We start from the raw sequence: 19,269 nt of genomic DNA, 5'->3' as shown, positions 1-19,269 counted from the left end.
CTGCAATCCCCAGAGGGTGGTACAAATCGCCGTGGCGATACGGTCGGACGCGAAGCGTTCGTGGAGCAACGATGACGGCACGACTCGAAACTGTGGTGGTGGGCTGCACGCGCGCGTTGGCCGCCGCAGGCATTGCTTTGCTCTTCGCCGCGCCGGCCATCGCGGCCTTGCCCACCGGCACGGACACATTTCGTTTCGGCAATCGCGATGCGAAAATCAGCGTCGAGGCCGGGGCCGCGTCGCCGCGCCTGCGCGCGCTGCATCCGGCGGCCGGGCGAGTGCTGGAAGGCGCCAGCGCAGCCGCATTGATCGATTCGGCGACGATCGACGGAAAGCCCGTGCGCTTGCATTGGCAGCTCGATCGCGAGGCCAGTCGCGTCGAGGAAAAATCCTTGTCGCTGGTCTATGTGGATCGCGGCTCGCAGCTGAAACTCGTCTGGGAGTGGCAAGCACGCGCGGCGCACGGTCCGCTCGAGCACACGACCCACATCGAGAATCGCGGCGGGCGCGAGGTCTGGATCCCGCTGCAGGACAGTTTCACGTTCCGCTGGAAAACCGACGTACAGGCGCTGCAGCAGCTTTGGGTCGACAAGGGTGCAGGTGAAGCGCCACCGGTCGGCACGCATCTCGTCGACGTCGCGGACGGTTACCACTGGCGCGGCGAGTCGAGCGCGTTCGCGCATCCGCGCAAGGACGAAGCGCGCGAAATAATCCCCTACTTTCTCGTGCGATCCAAAGGCGAGGCGGGCGACGGCTGGTATCTCGGCATTGAATTCAGCGGACGTACTGCGATGACGCTGAAACGTCGGGGCGACATGCTCGAAGGAGGCGCCGGATTGAATCCCGAGCCCGGCCCGTTTCGTACGCGGCTGGCGGCCGGCGGCGAGTTCGTCACGCCGACCGTGTTCCTTGGTGCGACGCGCGGCAGCATCGACGATGCGGGCAACGTGCTCAAGCGCTGGATTCGTGAGGCGATCAACGACTCGCGCACGCAGCGCGACCCGATCTATCCGTGGACGACGAACAACAGCTGGGGCAGCGCGATGGCGATCAGCGACGCGCAGGCGCGGCGCATGATCGACGATGCGGCCGGACTCGGTTTCGAGATGTTCCACCTCGATGCGGGCTGGTTCCGTGCGGTCGGCGACTGGCATCCCGATGCGAAGAAATTTCCGCACGGGCTCACGTCGGTGGCCGACTACGCGCACGCACGCGGCCTGAAGTTCGGTCTGTGGGTGGACTGGGCGCAGGCGGGAATCAGCAAAGAGAAGGGCGCGCTCGACGTCGCCGATCCGGCGATCCGCGACTGGCTCACGACCGATCCGCCGCCGGGCTGGAAGCCCGAGGAATTCAAGGGCCTGACCATCGACATCGGCGTGCCGGCGGCGAAGGCCTGGGTGGCGAAGGAAGTCGATCGCCTCGTGCGCGACTACCAGCTCGACATGCTCGAACACGACGGCTACGTCGTCGCCCAGGGTTGCGATCGCGTCGACCACGAGCACGCGACCTGCGACCCGAAACAGGTGAAAAAATATACGGATGATGGCTTCATCTGGATGGACGCCCCGAATTCGACCGACGTGAGCTACCACGCCGCACGCGCCTACTACGACATCCACGACGCGTTGCGGCAGGATCATCCCGGCCTGCTGCTCGAAGTCTGCAATGACGGCGGGCGCATGGTCGACTTCGGCAGCGCCGCGCACGCGGACTATTTCTCGATCGTCGATGCCTACGATCCGGTCTCGAATCGGCAGGCGTTCTACGATGCCAGCCACGTGCTGCCGCCGGCGATGCTCGAAACCTATGTGAAGGAGTGGCCGGCGAAGCGCATCGAGAATTTCCGCTACATGCTGCGCAGCGGGATGATGGGCTGGTTCACGCTGATGCTCGATACGACGACCTGGAGCAAGGAACGGCACGACGCGGCACGAGAGGAGATCGAATTGTACAAAGCGACTTTGCGTCCGCTGATCCGCGAAGCCGACCTGTATCACGTCGGTCCGCGCGCGGATGGCAACGGCTGGGACGGCATCGAGTACTTCGATGCGAAACGCGGCAAAGGCGTGCTGTATGCGTTCCACGGCAAGGACATGAGCGCGGGGACCCATACCTTTCCGCTGAGCGGCCTGAATGCTCGGCGCAACTATCGATTGAGTTTCCGCGATCGCAGTTCGGCGGATATCACGCGCAGCGGCCGCGAGTTGATGCAGGGTGGAGTGACCTTGAAGCTGGCTTTGCCGGAATCCTCGGAACTGGTGTTGATCGAGGCATTGTGACGACCATCCGCGTCGCGGACCAATCAACGGACTTCAGCGCGTCATGATCGGTGTGCGCGTCAATCGCGCCTTGCCGTCCACTCCCCGGTCCACGCGGATATCGTAGCGTTTGCCGCGGAACGCGACGTTCTTCAGTGTCATCGATCGCCACGTCGGCGGCAGCATGGGCGGATAGGCCGCGTTCAATCCGGATTCCTCGATCCGCAGCCCGGCAAACCCGAAAATCAGGTTCTGCAGAAAGCCGGCTGCAGCGGTGACGAAATAGCCGGTATTGTTCGTCGCGGTTTCCGTGCGCACGTCGAACGGTGACTTGACCACACCGCCGGTGAAATTCTTCTGCAGCCACGCGATGGCATGCGTTTCGTCGCCGACGGTTCCCGCAGCGATGGACAGCGGCGCAAGACCCATGCTGTTCGGATCGCGGCTCGACGCGAGGACAGGACCGATCGCCTCGTCGTAGTCGTTGCGCCGCACCTGCGGGCTCATCGGCAGGTCGAGCGCGGGCAGCGACAGCATCGGCAGCGAACTGCCGCCCCAGGTGTCGCGATCGTGCGGCACGCTTTCGTCGAAGTTGAGATGATGCTGCTTGGCCGTGTCGAACGGAACATGCAGTTTCGCCGCGACCTCGGCCCAGCGCGGATCGGCTTTTTCGCCGACGATGGCGGCGGCCTGCGCGGCGATGCGCAGCGCCTTCGCCGCCGCGACGTTGGTGTAAGTGTCGTTCGGCACGTCGTTGTAGTCCTCGTCGACCGAGGCGACGTGCAGGATGTCGTAACGCTGCTTGCCGGCATTCCAGGTCACGCGGCTCGTCCAGAACTCGGCAATGTCGCGGATCACCGGCCAGCCGTGCTGCTTCAGCCACGCGCGGTCCTGCGTGACGAGCCAGTATTGCCACTGCGCGATCGCGATATCGGCGTTGACATGGATTTCGCGCTCACCGAGCACGCCTGCAAAGCGCGGCGTCTGCTCGCTGCCATTTTCCGGATCGGCCTCCCATGGATACTTCGCGCCGGCAAAACCGGCCGCGCGCGCGCGCGCCTGCGCGGCCGCGAGCGTACGTGCGCGAAACATGACGAGCGACCCGGCGCGTTCCGGATGGAGCAGGAGCAGCGCCGGAAACACCCACGAATCCGAATCCCAGAAGATGTGGCCCGCGTAGCCCGGCGTCAGCGCGCAGGCGCCGACCGCCCAGGCGGTGTTTGCGGTCGACGACGAAAGCAGGTAGTACAGGTCCGCATGCACCGCGCGCTGTGCCTGCTTATCACCGTCGATGACGATGTCGGACTTCCACAGGTTCGCCCATGCGGCGCGATGTGCCGCGAGCAGCTTGTCGAAGCCGTCTGCGCGCGCGGCCGAGGCCAGCGCGAGGTTGGACTTCGCGTCGCCGCCCCAGCCTTCGCGCGACATTGCCACATACTTGACGAAAGTATAGGTTTTGCCTTTTTCCACTTTGACCGACAGGTTCAGCGCAAGCCGGTACGGGCTCTTGTAGACAAGGGCGCTCATTGCCGTCATGCCTTTGGGCAGCTCGATCGCCGCGGCCTGCGCCATCGCGAGTCCTTGCTCGGCCTTGCCGTCGAGCCACAGGGCCAGCGCTTTCGCATCGCCGTCGTGGGGGCCGACATGGACGTCGCCGTGGTACCAGAGCGGCGCGCGGTCCGGCGTCGCCGGCGGAATCGCGACGAGCTTCATCTGGTGTGCGGCAACGGCTTCCTGCATTTCGTCGCCACTCAACTTCGCCAGCGGCAGGCGCGGCTGATACGCGGCCCACAGGTCGAGCACGAATGACAGCTCCACGGCGCCGTCGAAGTCCGGGGTGAGCGAGAGTTGCGTCGCGGCGAGATGAGGCGAGGCCTGGCTCGCGAAGGTGGTCACCTTGACCGTCGTGGCCTTGCCGGCGTCGATGTAGCGGTAGTTCGTGGTCAGCGTCGCCGTGTGCAGGTCGAGCGTCTGGCTGTAGTCCTGGAAGTTGGCCGGCTTGAGATCGACCTGGTTCATCCAGAAATGGCCGGCGGCGGACCGACCGGTCGAATAGTCGATCTGCGTCCAGCCCGGGATCGCCGCAGGCCGCGAGATGTCGTCCTGCGCGTAGTCCATCAGGCCGACCATGTACGCAAGATTGCCTTCGGTGCCGCGCGGGCCGGTCAGCGTCGAAACGTAGCCGTTGGCAAGGTAGCCGGGAAAGTAGCTGCCGAAATCCTTCGAAGTGGCGGTCAGCGTGAAGCCCGCATCGGAGGCGAAGGCGGCGTCGCTTGCGCAGACGAGCAACGCGATGAGATGCAGAGGCTTCACGGCCATTCCTCGAGTCGCAGGTCGGTCAAAAGGCTTGCGATGGTGTGCATCGCTCGCACAATATGGCGCCTGTTCACGGCGCGGCGGAGCGGGGCATGGCGAGCAATTTCAAATTCACGATGCAGATGCCCGGCGGTTTTTCCCAACCCGCTTTCGGCGGCTCGGGCGAAGCGCAGGCGCCTGCCGCGCTGCGGCCCTACGATCTGTTCGTGACGCGCATCTGGCAGGCGCGCCTGCCGTTCGCGGCAACGCAACTGGCCGCGTGGGTCGATGAAGTGCAGGCGCTGCGCGCGGCGAGTCCCAGGCCGGCCGGCCGCACGAATCGCCAGGGTTGGAACAGCGAGGACATGAGCCTGCTCGAACGCCCGACCTTCGCGCCGTTGCGGCAGGCGGTCCGCACCGGCTGCGCCGCGGCGCTGCGCGAGATGGGGCAGGGCGAAAGTGCCTTCCGCCTGCAGGCGTGGGTCAATATGCACGATCGCGGCGGCTTCAATTTTCTGCATGTACACGAAGGCGCGTTGCTTTCGGGCAGCTTCTATCTCAAGGTGCCGCCCGGCTCGGGCAAGTTCGTTTTCCGCGACCCGCGTCCCGGCGTGGTGCACGGCTACGTGAAGGGTGCAGTCGCGAACGGCTACAGCGACATCCATCTGACGCCCGAAGACGGCCTGCTCGTGCTGTTTCCCTGCTGGATGGAGCACTACGTCGAGCCGCACGACGCCGACGAACCGCGCATCGCGATCGCGTTCAATGCGCTCGAAGGCGAGCGCTGAGACTGCCGACTTGCCGGAGGATTTCTGCGTGCGCGCGGCGGGCATCATTGCTCCGGCACGACATCGAAGGCCACGGTGAGTCGTGTCTTCGCGCTCGCGAACGGCACCGTGCCGTGCCAGAAATACGAAGGGAACAGCACGAGCATGCCGACCTCGGGACGTACGACATGCTCCGCCTGCAGCGCAGGTGTGGTGATCAGGCTCGGCTGGCCGAAAGTCAGGCAGCCCGCGTGCTCGCCCGCGTTGGCATCGACCTCGGGCAGTTCGATGTAGCAGGCCGACGAGATCCAGCCGCGCGGATGCACATGGTTCGTGTGGAAGCCCGCAGAGCGCAGGCGTACCGACCAGCTGCCATTGAAGCGATAGCCGCCACTGCTGCGCCGGCGCAGCGGTTCGGGCCCGTGAAGGATATGTTCGAGGTAACTTCGGATCGGCGCATCGAAGGTGGCGAACAGTGCGCGGATCGCAGGATCATCGCTGCGTGACAGATCGGCCGTGGTCTCGGTGCCGTGGCGCAGCGACTGGAACAGCAGCGGATGGCCGTGCGGGTTGTGCAGGCGCGCAAGGCTGCGTTCGAGATCGGCGAAGAAGCTGGCAAGGTTGGGCCACGCTGCAGGTGCGGTCAGGCGTTGCGGCAGCACCCATCGTGCATAGTCGCAATACTCGGCATGGCGCGGATCGCCGAGCAGGCGCCAGGCCACGGTTTGCAGCGCGATGAAGTATTGATCGTCCGCCGCCGCGGCGCGCAATGCTTCGCAATGCGGCAGCGCGGCGCGGGCGTCGCCGGTGCCGAGCAACGCGGCGGCGAGCAGGCTGCGTGCCGGGGTGCTGGCCGGCATGGCGCGCAGGGCGCGCTCGGCCAGCGGCAGGGCAAGTGCTGGATCGAACTCGAGCGCGGCCAGGCCGCAGCGCACGAGCAACGCTGGCGGTGCCTGCGCCTGCATCGCGCGTGGCGCAAGGCAGGCGTAGGCGCCGCGCGCATCGCCTGCGCCCTGCAATATGGCTGCTTTCGTGCCGCACAAGGCTGCGTCGCCGGGGAAGCGGCGCAATGCTTCGTCGAGCGCGGCGGTCGCCTGCGCCACCTCGCCGCTGCGCATCCAGACGAGGCGGGCGAGATGGTCGTGCGCCTCACTGCGCTGCGGATCGATGCGCAAACAATCGCGCAGCGCGGTTTCGGCGGGGCCGAATTCACCCAGCGCGATCAGGCTGCGCGCCTGAATCTGGTACAGCGTGGCGTTGCGATGGCCACCAGCCAGCATGCGCGCGGCGAGCGGCGCGACCTCCGCGGGCAGGTCGGCGGCGTCGAGCGCGATCGCCAGCGCCTGACCCGCGTCGGGATCGCCGGACCGCGCCTGCGCGATGCGGCGATAGTTCGCGACGACTTCGTCGAGGCGGCCGAGCGCTGCCGCCGCGGCGACGAACTGGGCGAGGAGGTCGGCGTCGGCCTGCGCGTCGGCGCACAGCGGCGCGGTCAGCGCAAAAGCCTCGCCCGCGCGCCGCGATGCGTTGTAGTGGCGTGCGAGCACGAGTGCGGCGCGCGGCAGGCGCCGGGCCGCGCGTTGCAGCAACGGCTCTGCTTCGGCTTCGCGTGCCGCGGCCAGCAGGAGCTCGCCGAGTGCAGCCAGGGTCGGCGTCCAGTTCGGATCGAGTCCGAGTGCCTTGCGTAGCCACTGCTCCGCGCCGTCGACATCGCCCAACGCCTGCTTGGTCGCGGCGTACAGGCGCAGGGCTTCGACGAAGTCGGGTTGTGCTTCGACGAGCACGGCCAGTTGCTCGTGCGCAGCGCGGAAATCGCCCGCGCGCAGCAGCGCGTCGATGGTGCGGACTGCTTCCGGGGGCGGGCGGGCGGTTGCGGACATCGGGCGATGATCACGCCCGGATCATTTTGCGGCAAGTCTTACCGCGATCGGCCCGTTTACGCCGGCACGGTCGGTTTCGCGCTTGAAGAAGTACAGAGCGATCAGCACCAGGGTCATCGGCACCAGCGAAAAATAGAACGCATGGATGCCGTCGAACGCGGAAAACACGATCGCGGTGATGCGCGATCCGAGAGTGCCGCCGAGCGCGGAGAAGATGACGATGAGGCCGGTCATCGCCGCATGCGAAGGTTTGGGCAGCGAGGACAACGCGACCGAGTTGATCACCGGGTAGATCGGTGCCATCAGCAGCCCGATCAGGGGAATCAGGTACGCCGCGATCGGCGCATTGAGCCAGCCGACATCGGGCCGCTCGACCACGCCGCGCGCGAGGGGCAGCACGAGCACGACGAGCACGCCCATGCCGATGACGCAGACATTGAGCAAGGTGTACCACGGCACGCGACGCAGCACCTGCCCGGCGGCGAGGCGGCCGAGCGCGGTGGTGCCGGCGAGGATGGTCGCGACCTGGATGCTCATCGCATGCGGCAGCTTGAGGATCTCGTTGTTGAACGTCGGCAGCCAGGTGCCGAAGCTCTGCTCGATCAGCACGTAGAGGAACGCCGAAATGAGGAACACGTAGACCAGCGGGCGCAGGAACAGACGCAGCATCTCGGCGAGCGAGCCCTTGATGCTGTTCGTGCGTTCGTTGTGCGCGGCGGATTCGTCCAACGTCGAGGTGGCAAGCAGGACGATGACCAGCGCGCAGATTGCGGCCAACAGCCAGTAGACGTTGAACCACACTGGATTGGCCGGGTTCGCGTCATCGATGAACGCACTGAACAGCCAGCCGCAGATCAGCACGCCGATCATGAACTGCGCCTCGATCGTGTTGGTCAGGCGCGAGTGTTCCGCGGGATCGCGCGTGAGCAGGCCGATCGACGAATACACCGAGACTTTCGCCAGGGCGAAACCGACGCCGGCGCACAGGAACAGCAATTCGGTGGTATGGAAAGTCGGATACAGGCGCATGACGACGCAGGCAGCGCCGACGATGGCGAGCGCGATCATCATCGCGCGCTTGTAGCCAAGCAGCGGCAGAAACGAGGCCACGAGCAGCGAGGTGACCGCAATCGGCAGATCCTTGAACAGTTCGAGGTTGCTCGCCTGCGGTTTGCCGATGCCGAACGTCGCGATGGATTGCAGGATCACCGTGCCGACACTGTTGAGCAGGATCGCGAAGATCACGTAGATCAACGCGAGGGCGAGGATCATGCGGAAACGGTTCGTCATGGGACGGCGGTTTGCTGGTGGGGGCGATCGAAAGTTGTCGCGCGGGCGGGAATGATCGTCGGCGCAGGGCGCGCGATCAAGGATGATCGCACAACGACGAAAAAAGACGGTCCGGATTGCGTTGGAGGATCAATCCGGACCGCTCGTCGGAGAGGACGAACAAACGCTAACTGCTCAGAACTGGTACTTCGCCTGCAAGTTGATCTCGCGGCCTTCGATCGAACGCGCCAGCAGGATGCCGCCCGGGCCGTTGGCAACGCCGGCGACGCGCGCATTGCCTTCGGTCAGGCCGATCTCGTTGGTCAGGTTGGTGCCCTGCAGACGGAACTGCCAGTTCTTGCCGTAGTTGGCGACAATGCCGAAGTCCCAGGTGTCGTATTTGCCGAGCGGCTGTTGCCCGGTCTGATCCTGGTAGCGCTGGCCGACATGGGTATAGGTGACGAACGGCATGATGTTGAAGTCGTCGTTGATCACGAACTTGTAGCTCGGCGTGATGAAATAACGCAGCTTCGGCTGACGCTGCAGCGGCTGGCCGTTGAAGCTGACCTGGAACGGCTTGTTGTTGATGTCGGTCAGCGTGGCATAGCCGTTCTGGTGCGAGTAGTGGCCATCCTGGTACGCCACGAGCGTGTCGACCTTGAAGTTCTCGAACGGGGTGAACACACCGTGGAAGTTCACGCCCTTGGTGTCCGCGCCGTAGATCGCCGTGCATTGCGCCTTGCCGCTGGTCGCGGTGGGCGTGCCCGAGCAGTCGAGCGGCACGTTGTTGTTGTCGGTGGCGCCGTAGGTCAGGCCGGTGAACTGGCGGTGGTAGCCGACGATATCGAGGTAGGCCCAGTCGGACTGGTACTTGAAGCCGTACTCGAAGTTGCGGATCTTCTGCATCGGCGAGAAATCGCCGTTCGAGCCGCGGATGCCATTGTCGAAGTCGTTGAAGTGGCCGCCGCTGGACACGCGCAGATAGGCGGACATGTTGTCGGCGATCTCGTAGTTCAGGCCTGCGGTGAACGACGGATGGGTCTTGTCGTAGTGCAGCGTCGTGTACGTGCCGTCGCAGATCTGCGCAGCATTGTCGTACAGCGTGTACTGATTGCCGTCCAGATTGACGTTCTTCTGATTGCAAGTGCGCTGGTTGACGCTGATGTTTTCCACGCGGCTACCCACATCCAGCAGCCAGCGATCCCACAGGCGCCAGGAGTCGGCCAGGTAGAACGCCTTGTTGTTGCCGGTGCCGTGCTCGACGATGTTGTAGCTGTAGCCGGGGCCGGAATTGTAGTAGATGCCCTGCGGGTTGGTCAGATAGTACGTGTTGCCGCCCTGCTGGTAGCTCAGCGGAATCGGTTGCGCGTTCGGCGTGTTGGTCATCAGCATCGGGTTGCCGAGCGACCAGTTGTCGTCGTCCGTGTAGTGGGCGAGGTACACGCCGGCGGTCAGCGTGTTGCCATCGAAAATTTCCTTGCTGACGCGGAAGTCGTTGTTGAGGTTGCGCAGGTCCTTCTGGATGAACCACCAGCCCTGCGTGATGATGCTTTGGCTTAGAGGGAAACCGCTGGTATTGACGTTGGTGCTCAGCGGCAGATTGAACGTGTTGCCGTCGGTAATCGAGCCGGTGCTGTCGCAGAAGCCCGACGCCGCGGCCCCCGACCAGTTGCAGCCATAGACGAAATCGCCCAGTGGCTTGGGGTTCGGCCCCGAGAACAGCGCATTGGTATTTAGATTGCCGCCGCTCCATACGAACTTGTCGGAAATCTGCCAGCCGTTCCACTCGGTGTCGAAGTTGCCGCCGAAGAAATTCATGTTGGCGCCACGGCCGTTGGCGAGATTGGCGCTTTCGTAGCCGCCGGCGGGATTGATCAGCTGCACATTCTGGATGGCGCGGCTGCCGTAGGTGTCGGTCAGTACGTCGAAGCCCGGGTATTTCGAGAAGTTTCCGTGTGCATCCTCGATCAGGGGTGTCGGCACCATGAACTGGTTCTTGTCCTGCAGGGTGCGTGCCCACAGCATGATCGAGCCGTTGTCGAGGTCGTGGGTCAGGGTGCCGGTCAACTGGTAGCCGTCGTCCGATTTGAATTGCGGGCTGCGCACGCCGTCGGACTGGCGCCAGAAGCCGCCGATGCTGCCGTACCAGCCTTCGGCGAGCTTGCCGCCGAAGAAGCCGTCGACCCGGTACATGCCCTCGTCGCCGTAGGTCACGGCGATCGAGCCGGAAGGTTCCGATGTGCCCTGCTTGAGGATGAAGTTTGCGGTCGCGCCCATCTGGCCCGCGCCGTACAACACGCCGGGGCCTGTCTGGATGATTTCCACGCGGTCCACGGTATCGTCGAGACGCACGAGCGAACTCGAATCCATGAACGACAGCGAGGACATGCCGTACAGCGGCGTGCCTTGCACCATCATGGTGAAGAACGGCGCGTCGCCGCCGCCCGGGAAGCCGGCGATTTCGATATTTGCGCCCGTCTGGCCGCCCGAGGATTCCGGCCAGATTCCGGGCGAGATCTTGAGCAGGTCGGCCGTGCTCTTCGGGTTGGCCTGCTTGATCTGCTCGGCATTGGCCGAGGTGATGATGAAACTCGCATCGAGCTTCTTCACGCCGCCGGCCGTCGCGGTGCCGGTGACGACGATACCTTCGAGGGACTGGGTATCCTTGGCTGCGGCGTTGGCGGCGTTCTTGCCTTGGTCGGGCGACGCGGCCTGTGGATCCGCCGCCGCTGCTGCGGGTGCGGCGTCGGCGGCCACGACCATGGGGCTGAGCGCGGCGAGAATGGCCGTGGTCAGGGTGAGCCTGAGGGTGTTCGGGCGGTGCGTTTTAGGGTGGCGTGTGCTTGTCTGTTTCATGGGTTCTCCCTCCAAGGTATGTACATGTAGTTGTTGTCGTCGACGATCCGTGTACTGCATGCGGAACCGCGACGGTCAGGTCTTTGCAGCTACAGCGTCTACAGGCTTTTTGTTCACAACGAACTTCCCTAGATCGAAATGAGTGAGGTCGGGCAACACCGCGTCGGCCGCACGCAACGCTTGCGCGTCACCGATGCCGAGCGCGGCCATGCCGGCGGCCTTGATCGCGGCCACGCCGGCCTGCGCGTCCTCGATGCCGAGGCAGTCGGCCGGCGCGACGCCGAGCGCCTGCGCGGCGCGCAGGAAGATTTCCGGGTCCGGCTTGGCGCGTGCGATCGTGGCCGAGTCGACGATGTGGTCGAACAGTCCGGCCACGCCCATGCGTTCGATGAGTTCGCGCGCGCTGCGGCTCGCCGAGGCGAGCGCGATCTTCAAACCCGCGGCGCGCGCGGCCAGCAGCGCGGCGCGTGCGCCCGGCAGCAGGTCCTGCGCCGAGAACGTCGCGATCGCGGCGCGGTAGTAGCCGTTTTTGCGTTCGGCCAGTTCCTGTTTCTGCGCGAAAGTATACTTTTTCGCCGCGTCGCCGAGCACGATGTCGAGCGAGGTCATGCGATCGACGCCCTTGAGCTTCTCGCCGATCGCATCGTTCCACGCCAGGCAGAGTTCGCCGGCGAGGCGCTTCCATGCCGCGTGGTGCAGATGCGCGGTGTCGGCAAGCACGCCGTCGAGATCGAAGATCAGTGCCTTGAACGGGCCGGGAATCGGAGCGGCAAACTCCTTCTGCGCCAACGGTTTTGTCGCCAGGAGAACAGGTTGCGCCGCGGGCGAAGGCTTGAAAGCCTGCGTGCGCGCTTGGGCGGGGCCGAGTTTCACGCGTTCCGCGCCGTGGACGATATCGAGCGGAGCACCGTCGGTCAGCGCGTAGGTCGCGCCGTTCGCGTCGACGGAAACCGTCAACTTGCGCCCCTGCCAGACCAGACCGAAGCGATAGCCGCGCCAGCCCGGCGGCAGGGCCGGAGCGAAATGCAGCACGCCGGCGCGCACGCGCAGGCCGCCGAAACCCCAGGCCAGACCGAGCCAGCTGCCGGCCATCGCCGCCATGTGCGCACCGTGGCTGGTGTTGCCGTGCAGATCGTCGAGGTCGATGCGCAGGTTCTCGTGGAAATACGCCTGCGCCTTGTCGAGAAGACCCAGATCGGCGGCAAGGATGGCGAACGTCGACGGCGACAGGGTCGAGTCGTGCGCGGTGATCGCTTCGTAGTAGTCGAAGCTGCGCCGCTTGACCGCGGCATCGATGTGCGCGGAGTCGGCAAGGACGAAGGCGAGCAGCGCGTCCGCCTGTTTGCACACCTGGTAGCGGTACAGATTCAGCGGATGGTTGTGCATCAGCAGCGGGAATTTTTCCGCCGGCGTTCCGGCGATGTCCCAGCGCGGCTTGTCGAGGAAAGCATCGTCCTGGGCGACGATGCCGAGCGCCTCGTCATAGGGCAGGTACATCGCTTGCGCGGCGCGCGACCACGCATCGATTTCGGATTCGTCCAGCGCGAGTTTGCGCGACAGCGCGGCGTAGACATCCGGTGATTCGGCGGCGAGCTGGCGCACCACCGCGGTGGCGAAGCGCAAATGCTCCTGCGCCATGCGGTTGGTGTAGTAGTTGTTGTCGACCAGCGCGGTGTATTCGTCCGGGCCGGTCACCGCGCAGATGCAGAATGCGCCGCCGCGGCGCGGGTTGAAGAAGCCGATCTCGAGCCAGATGCGGGCGGTTTCGATCAGCATCTCCGCGCCCATTTCGGCAAGGAACGCCGTATCGCCCGTCGCCTCGACGTAGAGGCGCACTGCAAGCGCGATCGCCGCGTTGATGTGGTATTGGGCCGAACCGGAAGGATAGTGCGCCGAGCACTCGTCGCCGGCGATCGTGCGCCACGGATACAGCGCGCCGCGCGCCTGGCCCATCTCGCGGGCGTGGATGCGCGCGCGTTCGAGCGTGCGGTAGCGCCAAACCAGACTCGGCTTCATCAGTCGCGGTGCGGTGAACGCCAGCACCGGCAGGACGAAGGTTTCCGAATCCCAGAACACGTGGCCTTCGTAGCCTTCGCCGGTCAGACCCTTGGCCGCGATGCCGCCGCGGCCGTCGCGGTTCGCCGCCTGGAACAGGTGGAACAGATTGAAGGCGAGGGCCTGCTCGTCGCCGTTGCCGGCGACGGAGTCGATCGCGGCGGCATCGATCGCGATCGCCGCGTCGTTCCAGAACGCGGCCAATTCGGCCGCCTGCGCGCGCGCGAGCGCATCGAAACCCTGCGCCATCGCCGCATCGAGTGTACTTTGCGCGGATTTATACAATGCTGCATCGGTTTCGCTGCCGCCGGGCTGGGTCCACGCATAGGCGGCGTATTTCTCGATCGCTATCTCGCTGCCGGGCGCGAGCCGCGCGGTGTAGCGCTGGCGCGCGCTGCCGGCATCGGTGGCGCCGCCGGAAAACGCGGCGCCGGTGACGCGTTGGCGTTGCACGCAGGCGACGCCGATCGCGCTGGCGCGTGTGTGCTGCGCGAGGCGTGCCTCGTGCGCATCGGCCGAGGTGTCGGCGATCTGCAAGGCGAGCCCGGCGCCCGTGCCGAAGCGCGGATCGTCGCCTTGCGCTGCGGCGGCGACGTTGCCGAGGATCGAGGATTCGATCGTGACCGCGCCCGTATAGTCGATCGAGCGCAGGGTCCAGTGGATGCAGAGCAAGCCCGGATGCGCGAACGGCACGATGCGCCGCGCCTGCACTTCCAACGTCGCGCCGCTGGCCGTGCGGAACGCGAGGCGACGCGACAACATGCCGGTGCGCAGGTCGAGCGTGCGCTCGAACGCGAGCACCTCGCCGTGCGCGGGATCGGCGGGTGCCTCGTCGATGAGAATGCGGATCGCGGTCGCGTCGGCTACCGGCACGCGCGTATCGGTCGTACGCGCGAAGCCGTGGTGGCGCTCGTGATAGTGGATCGCGTTGCGCTCCCAGACCCCGGCGATGAACGTGCCCTGGGTCGGGCTGGAAGACTCCTCGAATCCGCCGCGCACACCGAGCGCGCCGTCGGCAAGCGCGAACAGGGTTTCGTCCCGCGCCGCCTGTGCCGGCAGCCACTGCGCCTGCGCGATGCGCCATGCGCCCGCAGCGGGCAACGCGGCACCGCCGGCGGTTTGCCCCGGCGGAAGCGCAGGCCTGTGCGTGGCGGACTGGTGCTGTGGCATCCGATCTCCCTGGTGCGCCCGGCCGGTACGCTGCTGCGTGTCTGTCGCCGGACGGCTACTGGAGGCGCACGCTAGCATCGAATGTTACCGATATCAAGATACCGATACCTGTTGCTGCGGATGCACATGCGGCGCCCGTCACGCAATAGACGGCGCGACAGCGAAACGCGACACTAGGAATCCGGATTCGGCAACGCCGATCGCACGATTCGATTCACCGCATGCACAAATCCCGACGCAACGACAAAGCCGCCGCCGCGCCCGCGGGCGCGCTGACGATGGCCGATCTCGCCCGGCTGGCGGGGGTATCGAAGATCACCGTTTCGCGCGCGCTCAGCGAAAACGGCATCGTCGCCGCGGGCACGCGCGACAAGGTGCGTGCGCTCGCCGCCGAGCACGGCTACAAGCTCAACGTCAGCGCGCGCAACCTGCGCCTGCGGCAGAGCCACACGATCGCGGTGATCGTCGAGATGAAGCCGAGCGTCAACCGGCCGATGTCGGATCCGTATCCGCTCGAGCTGCTCGGCGGCATCGCCCAGGAATTGGCGACGGCCAACTACAGCGTACTGCTGACCACCACCCGCCAGGGCGCGCTGGCCCCGGCGGTGCAGGCCGCCGATGCGGTGATCCTGCTCGGCCAGGGCGCCAGGCAGCAGGCCGTGCATCTGTTCGACCGCCTGCGCTTGCCCATGGTGGTCTGGGGCGCGCCGGGGGCAGACGACGCGCATGTCGTCGTCGGCAGCGACAATCGTCAGGGGGGAGCAAGCGCGGCCGAACGCTTCGTCTCACTCGGCCGCCATCATCCGGTTTTTCTCGGCGACACCGACCACGCCGAAATGGCCGAGCGCCACGCCGGCTTCGTCACCCATCTGAAGGCGTACGGCATTGCGCCGCTGGTCGTCAACCACAAGGCGTTCACCGCCGAGTCCGGATTCGATGCGGTGCGCGTGCTGCTGCGCAGGAAGACGCACTTCGACGCCGTGTTCGCGATCAACGACCTGCTCGCAATGGGCGCCGTGCGCGCGCTGATCGAGGCCGGTCTGCGCGTGCCCGAGGACGTGACCGTGATCGGCTACGATGACATTCCCCTGGGAGCAGCCTTTATCCCGCCACTGACTTCGGTGCACCAGAACTGGCATGAGGGCGGCGTGCTGCTCGCGCGCAAGGCGCTGGCATTGTTTCGCGGCGAGAAGGTGGCGTCCGAGACGCTGCCGAGCCGGCTGGTCGTGCGCGCGACCTGAACGGCGGAAAATCCACACCCCCTTTTGATCACGGAGATTCCATGCCCGGCTTGCTTCCCGACGTAGATCCCGACGGCCTGCTCGAATTCTCGGTCGTCTACACCGATCGCGCGCTCAACCACATGTCCCGACGCTTCGTCGGCGCGATGCAGGATATCCTCGGCATGCTCAAGTCGGTCTACGCCGCGCACAGCGCGGTCATCGTGCCCGGCAGCGGCAGCTTCGGCATGGAAGCGGTCGCCCGCCAGTTCGGCAATCGCGAAAAAGTGCTGATCGTGCGCAACGGCTGGTTCAGCTATCGCTGGAGCCAGATTTTCGACGCCGGGGGCTTTGGCCGCAGCGCGATCGTCTGTCCGGCGCGCCCATCGTCCGACGCCGCGCAGGCGCCATGGGCGCCATGCCCCGCGGCCGAGGTCGCCGCCGCGATACGCGCGGAAAAGCCCGGGCTGGTTTTCGCGCCGCATGTGGAAACCGCCAGCGGCATCCTCCTCCCGGACGACTATCTGCAAACCGTATCCGCCGCCGCGCGTGAAGTCGGCGCCTTGTTCGTGCTCGACTGCATCGCCTCGGGTGCCGCCTGGGTCGACATGCGGGCCACCGGCGTCGACGTGCTGATCAGCGCGCCGCAAAAGGGCTGGAGCAGCACCCCCTGCTGCGCGATGGTGATGCTCGGCGAACGCGCGCGCGCGGCGATCGAAAACTCCACGAGCAACAGCTTCGCCTGCGATCTGAAGAAATGGATGCAGATCGCCGAGGGCTACGAGACGGGTCGGCATGCCTATCATGCGACCCTGCCGACCGATGGCCTCGTACGCCTGCGCGATGCGATGCGCGAAACGCTCGACTGGGGCCTCGCGCCCGCGCGCGTCGCGCAGTTCGAGCTCGGCGCGAAGGCGCGCGCCCTGCTCGCGGCGCGCGGTTTTCCGAGTGTTGCGGCGACCGGGTTCGAGGCGCCCGGCGTCGTCGTCAGCTACACCACCGACCCGGGCATCCAGAATGCGAAGAAGTTCATCGAAGCCGGCGTGCAGACCGCCGCGGGCGTGCCGCTGCAATGCGCTGAGCGCGCCGACTTCATGAGTTTCCGCATCGGCCTGTTCGGCCTCGACAAGCTGCGCCACGTCGATCGAACCGTGGGACACCTTGCTGCCGCGCTGGATCGGATAGCCGCCGCGTAGGTCGCTACACCACCCGCTGGCATCGGACGCAGGCCGGCGAGGTTTTGCCGCGACGGAGTGAGGGCTTGTCGCGCCGATCTTGCCGCCGCGTCTTCGGGTGTTGCCGACGATTCGCAGTGCCGCTCAGGGCGAAACGCGCTCCCACACCTGGGTGCGGCCGAGCAGCGAGAAGCCCTTGAAGCCGCGCACCTGCAGGGTCTTGCCGTCGGCGGCGGGCGTGAGTTTGCAGCCGTAGGTCTTGCCGTTCTTCGGGTCGAGGATGGTGCCGCCGTCCCAGACATCGCCGTCCTTCTTCATGCCCCAGATGATGGTCATGCCGATGACGGGCTGATTCTTGCGCTCGCCTTCGCACTCGTCGCAGACCGGATTCGGGCCTTTGTCCGATTGCAGGATTTCCCTGACCTTGCCGGTCACTTCGCCGTTGACTTCGCTGATCTCGACGATCGACTTCGGCTTGCCGGTCGCATCGTCGATGGTGCGCCACATGCCGACCGGGGACGCATCGAGGGCGAATGCCGCTTCGGCATGGAACGCGGCGACCGCGGTGGCGAGGAGGAAAATGTATGGACGCATGGCGACTCCCTTGGTTGATGTTTGGCCCCGGTCACGGCGCGGCCGATCGATACGGTCGCGCACGGTTGGTTACAATGGGCGATCCTATCCAGTTTTCGCGGGTTGTCCATGACGCATAGCATCAAGGAATCGGCCGAACGCCTGGTCGGCGCCATCGCAGATCCCCACACCGGCAAGACGCTGGCCGAGAGCGGGGCGCTGAAGGGCATCGGCGCCGACGGCGACAAGGTCGCGATCGACATCGTGCTCGGTTATCCGGCCGCGCGGTGGGAAGCCGGCCTTGCGCAGCAGGTGCGCGAGGCACTCAAGGCGAATCCGGCGATTGCATCGGTCGCGGTCAGCATTGCTTCGCGCGTGCATGCACACAAGGTGCAGAATGAACTGACGCCGCTGCCGAACGTGAAGAACATCCTCGCGGTGGCCTCCGGAAAAGGCGGAGTCGGCAAGTCGACGACCGCGGCCAACCTTGCGCTCGCGCTCGCCGCCGAAGGCGCCAAGGTCGGCCTGCTCGACGCGGACATCTACGGCCCGAGCATCCCGCGCATGATGGGCGTGTCGGGCAAGCCCGATTCCAAGGACGGCAAGACGATCGAGGCCAAGATGGCGCACGGCGTGGCGACGATGTCGATCGGCTTTCTGATCGAAGAAGACACGCCGATGATCTGGCGCGGGCCGATGGTGACCCAGGCGCTGACGCAACTGCTCAATGACACCAACTGGGTCGACCTCGACTACCTCGTCATCGACCTGCCGCCCGGCACGGGCGACATCCAGTTGACCCTGTGCCAGAAGGTGCCGGTGTCCGGCGCGCTGATCGTGACCACGCCGCAGGACATCGCGACGCTCGATGCAAGGAAGGCGTTGAAGATGTTCGAGAAGGTCAACGTGCCGGTGCTCGGCATCGTCGAAAACATGGCCCTGCACACCTGCACGAACTGCGGCCATACCGAGCACATCTTCGGCGCCGGCGGCGGTGCGGCGATGGCGCAGCAGTATGGCGTGCCGCTGCTCGGCTCGCTGCCGCTCGACATCCGCATCCGCGAGCAGGCCGACGGCGGCGCGCCGACGGTCGCCGCCGATCCGGACGGCGCGCTCGCGCAGGCCTACGCCGAGATCGCGCGCCGGACCGCGGCGCAGCTCAGCCTGCGCGCGCGCAGCAAGGCGATGAGTTTTCCGAAGATCGTCGTGCAGAACACGTGAGGGTGAAGAAGGTCCTCTGCCTCTCCGGCAGCTTGCGGCGTACGTCGGCGAATACGGCGGCGCTGCTTGCGGCGCAGCGGCTGGCGCCGGCGGGGCTGGATTTGGAGCTGTATCGCGGCATGGCGGAACTGCCCGCGTTCAATCCCGACACGGAGGCGCTTGCGTTGCCGGAGCCGGTTGCGCGATTGCGTGCTCGGGTCGCGACGGCGGACGCCTTGCTGATCGCCTGCCCGGAATATGCCCACGGTGTGCCGGGGGCGTTCAAGAACCTGCTCGACTGGCTCGTCGGCGGAGTCGAGTTCCCGCACAAGCCCGTGCTGACGCTGAATATCTCGGTGCGCGGATCCCACCACGCGCAGGATGCGCTGCTCGAAGTCCTGCGCACCATGTCCGCTTGCCTGCTCTCGCCCGAACCGTTGATCGTGGCGTTGCCCGCTTCCGGCTGCAGCGTGGCGGACGTGCTCGCCGATCCGCGTCGATGCGCCGAAATCGAGGCGGCGTTGAGCCTTCTCTCGCCAGCCGGATAGGCG

12 protein-coding genes are annotated in these 19,269 nt (G+C 66.0%); 6 read left to right on the top strand and 6 right to left on the bottom strand.

The features are described 5' to 3' along the window. The first annotated feature begins 71 nt into the window (after window positions 1-71). Window positions 72-2,279, top strand: coding sequence for an alpha-galactosidase (locus AC16HO_RS09630; RefSeq protein WP_395642326.1), 2,208 nt, complete (start codon window positions 72-74; stop codon window positions 2,277-2,279). Between the two features lie 33 nt (window positions 2,280-2,312). Here the strand turns inward: AC16HO_RS09630 and AC16HO_RS09625 are convergent, their stop codons facing one another. Further along, entirely contained in the window at window positions 2,313-4,577 is a 2,265-nt protein-coding gene (locus tag AC16HO_RS09625) for a glycoside hydrolase family 65 protein (protein ID WP_395642325.1), read from the bottom strand. Between the two features lie 89 nt (window positions 4,578-4,666). Here AC16HO_RS09625 and AC16HO_RS09620 point away from each other — a divergent pair, with 89 nt between their 5' ends. Beyond that, the gene (locus AC16HO_RS09620; protein ID WP_395642324.1) at window positions 4,667-5,341 is read left to right on the top strand and encodes a TIGR02466 family protein; all 675 of its coding nucleotides are present in this window, start codon (window positions 4,667-4,669) and stop codon (window positions 5,339-5,341) included. 44 nt (window positions 5,342-5,385) lie between these two features. Here AC16HO_RS09620 and AC16HO_RS09615 read toward each other — a convergent pair whose 3' ends face one another. From AC16HO_RS09615 to pgmB, 4 genes are all read right to left on the bottom strand, one after another. Then, window positions 5,386-7,200 (bottom strand): putative 2OG-Fe(II) oxygenase, encoded by a 1,815-nt coding sequence (locus tag AC16HO_RS09615; protein ID WP_395642323.1) that lies wholly within the window; start codon window positions 7,198-7,200, stop codon window positions 5,386-5,388. Window positions 7,201-7,221: 21 nt separating this feature from the next. Next, on the bottom strand, window positions 7,222-8,472 hold the full coding sequence (locus AC16HO_RS09610; protein ID WP_395642632.1) for an MFS transporter: 1,251 nt from the start codon (window positions 8,470-8,472) through the stop codon (window positions 7,222-7,224). A 192-nt stretch (window positions 8,473-8,664) separates the two neighbouring features. Next, window positions 8,665-11,325: a TonB-dependent receptor gene (locus tag AC16HO_RS09605; protein ID WP_395642322.1), complete on the bottom strand. Its 2,661-nt coding sequence runs from the start codon at window positions 11,323-11,325 to the stop codon at window positions 8,665-8,667. A gap of 75 nt (window positions 11,326-11,400) precedes the next feature. Next, window positions 11,401-14,550 carry a beta-phosphoglucomutase gene (gene pgmB, locus AC16HO_RS09600; RefSeq protein ID WP_395642321.1) on the bottom strand — a complete coding sequence of 1,050 codons (3,150 nt, stop codon included), beginning with the start codon at window positions 14,548-14,550 and terminating at the stop codon, window positions 11,401-11,403. A gap of 221 nt (window positions 14,551-14,771) precedes the next feature. Here pgmB and AC16HO_RS09595 point away from each other — a divergent pair, with 221 nt between their 5' ends. After that, entirely contained in the window at window positions 14,772-15,791 is a 1,020-nt protein-coding gene (locus AC16HO_RS09595; protein ID WP_395642320.1) for a LacI family DNA-binding transcriptional regulator, read from the top strand. A 41-nt stretch (window positions 15,792-15,832) separates the two neighbouring features. Beyond that, entirely contained in the window at window positions 15,833-16,966 is a 1,134-nt protein-coding gene (locus AC16HO_RS09590) for a pyridoxal-phosphate-dependent aminotransferase family protein (protein WP_395642319.1), read from the top strand. 123 nt (window positions 16,967-17,089) lie between these two features. Here the strand turns inward: AC16HO_RS09590 and AC16HO_RS09585 are convergent, their stop codons facing one another. Continuing rightward, complete coding sequence (locus AC16HO_RS09585) at window positions 17,090-17,539, bottom strand: DUF2147 domain-containing protein (protein WP_395642318.1); 450 nt, start codon at window positions 17,537-17,539, stop codon at window positions 17,090-17,092. Between the two features lie 108 nt (window positions 17,540-17,647). Between AC16HO_RS09585 and apbC the strand changes: the two genes are divergently transcribed. After that, the gene (gene apbC / locus AC16HO_RS09580; RefSeq protein ID WP_395642317.1) at window positions 17,648-18,739 is read left to right on the top strand and encodes an iron-sulfur cluster carrier protein ApbC; all 1,092 of its coding nucleotides are present in this window, start codon (window positions 17,648-17,650) and stop codon (window positions 18,737-18,739) included. Continuing rightward, window positions 18,736-19,266: an NADPH-dependent FMN reductase gene (locus AC16HO_RS09575; protein ID WP_395642316.1), complete on the top strand. Its 531-nt coding sequence runs from the start codon at window positions 18,736-18,738 to the stop codon at window positions 19,264-19,266. The genes apbC and AC16HO_RS09575 overlap by 4 nt, the downstream gene beginning before the upstream one ends. The last annotated feature ends 3 nt before the right edge of the window (window positions 19,267-19,269 follow it).

Source organism: Rudaea sp., assembly GCF_057139185.1.
The sequence above is the reverse complement of the archived record's forward strand: the minus strand, read 5'-3'. Positions and strand labels throughout refer to the sequence as shown.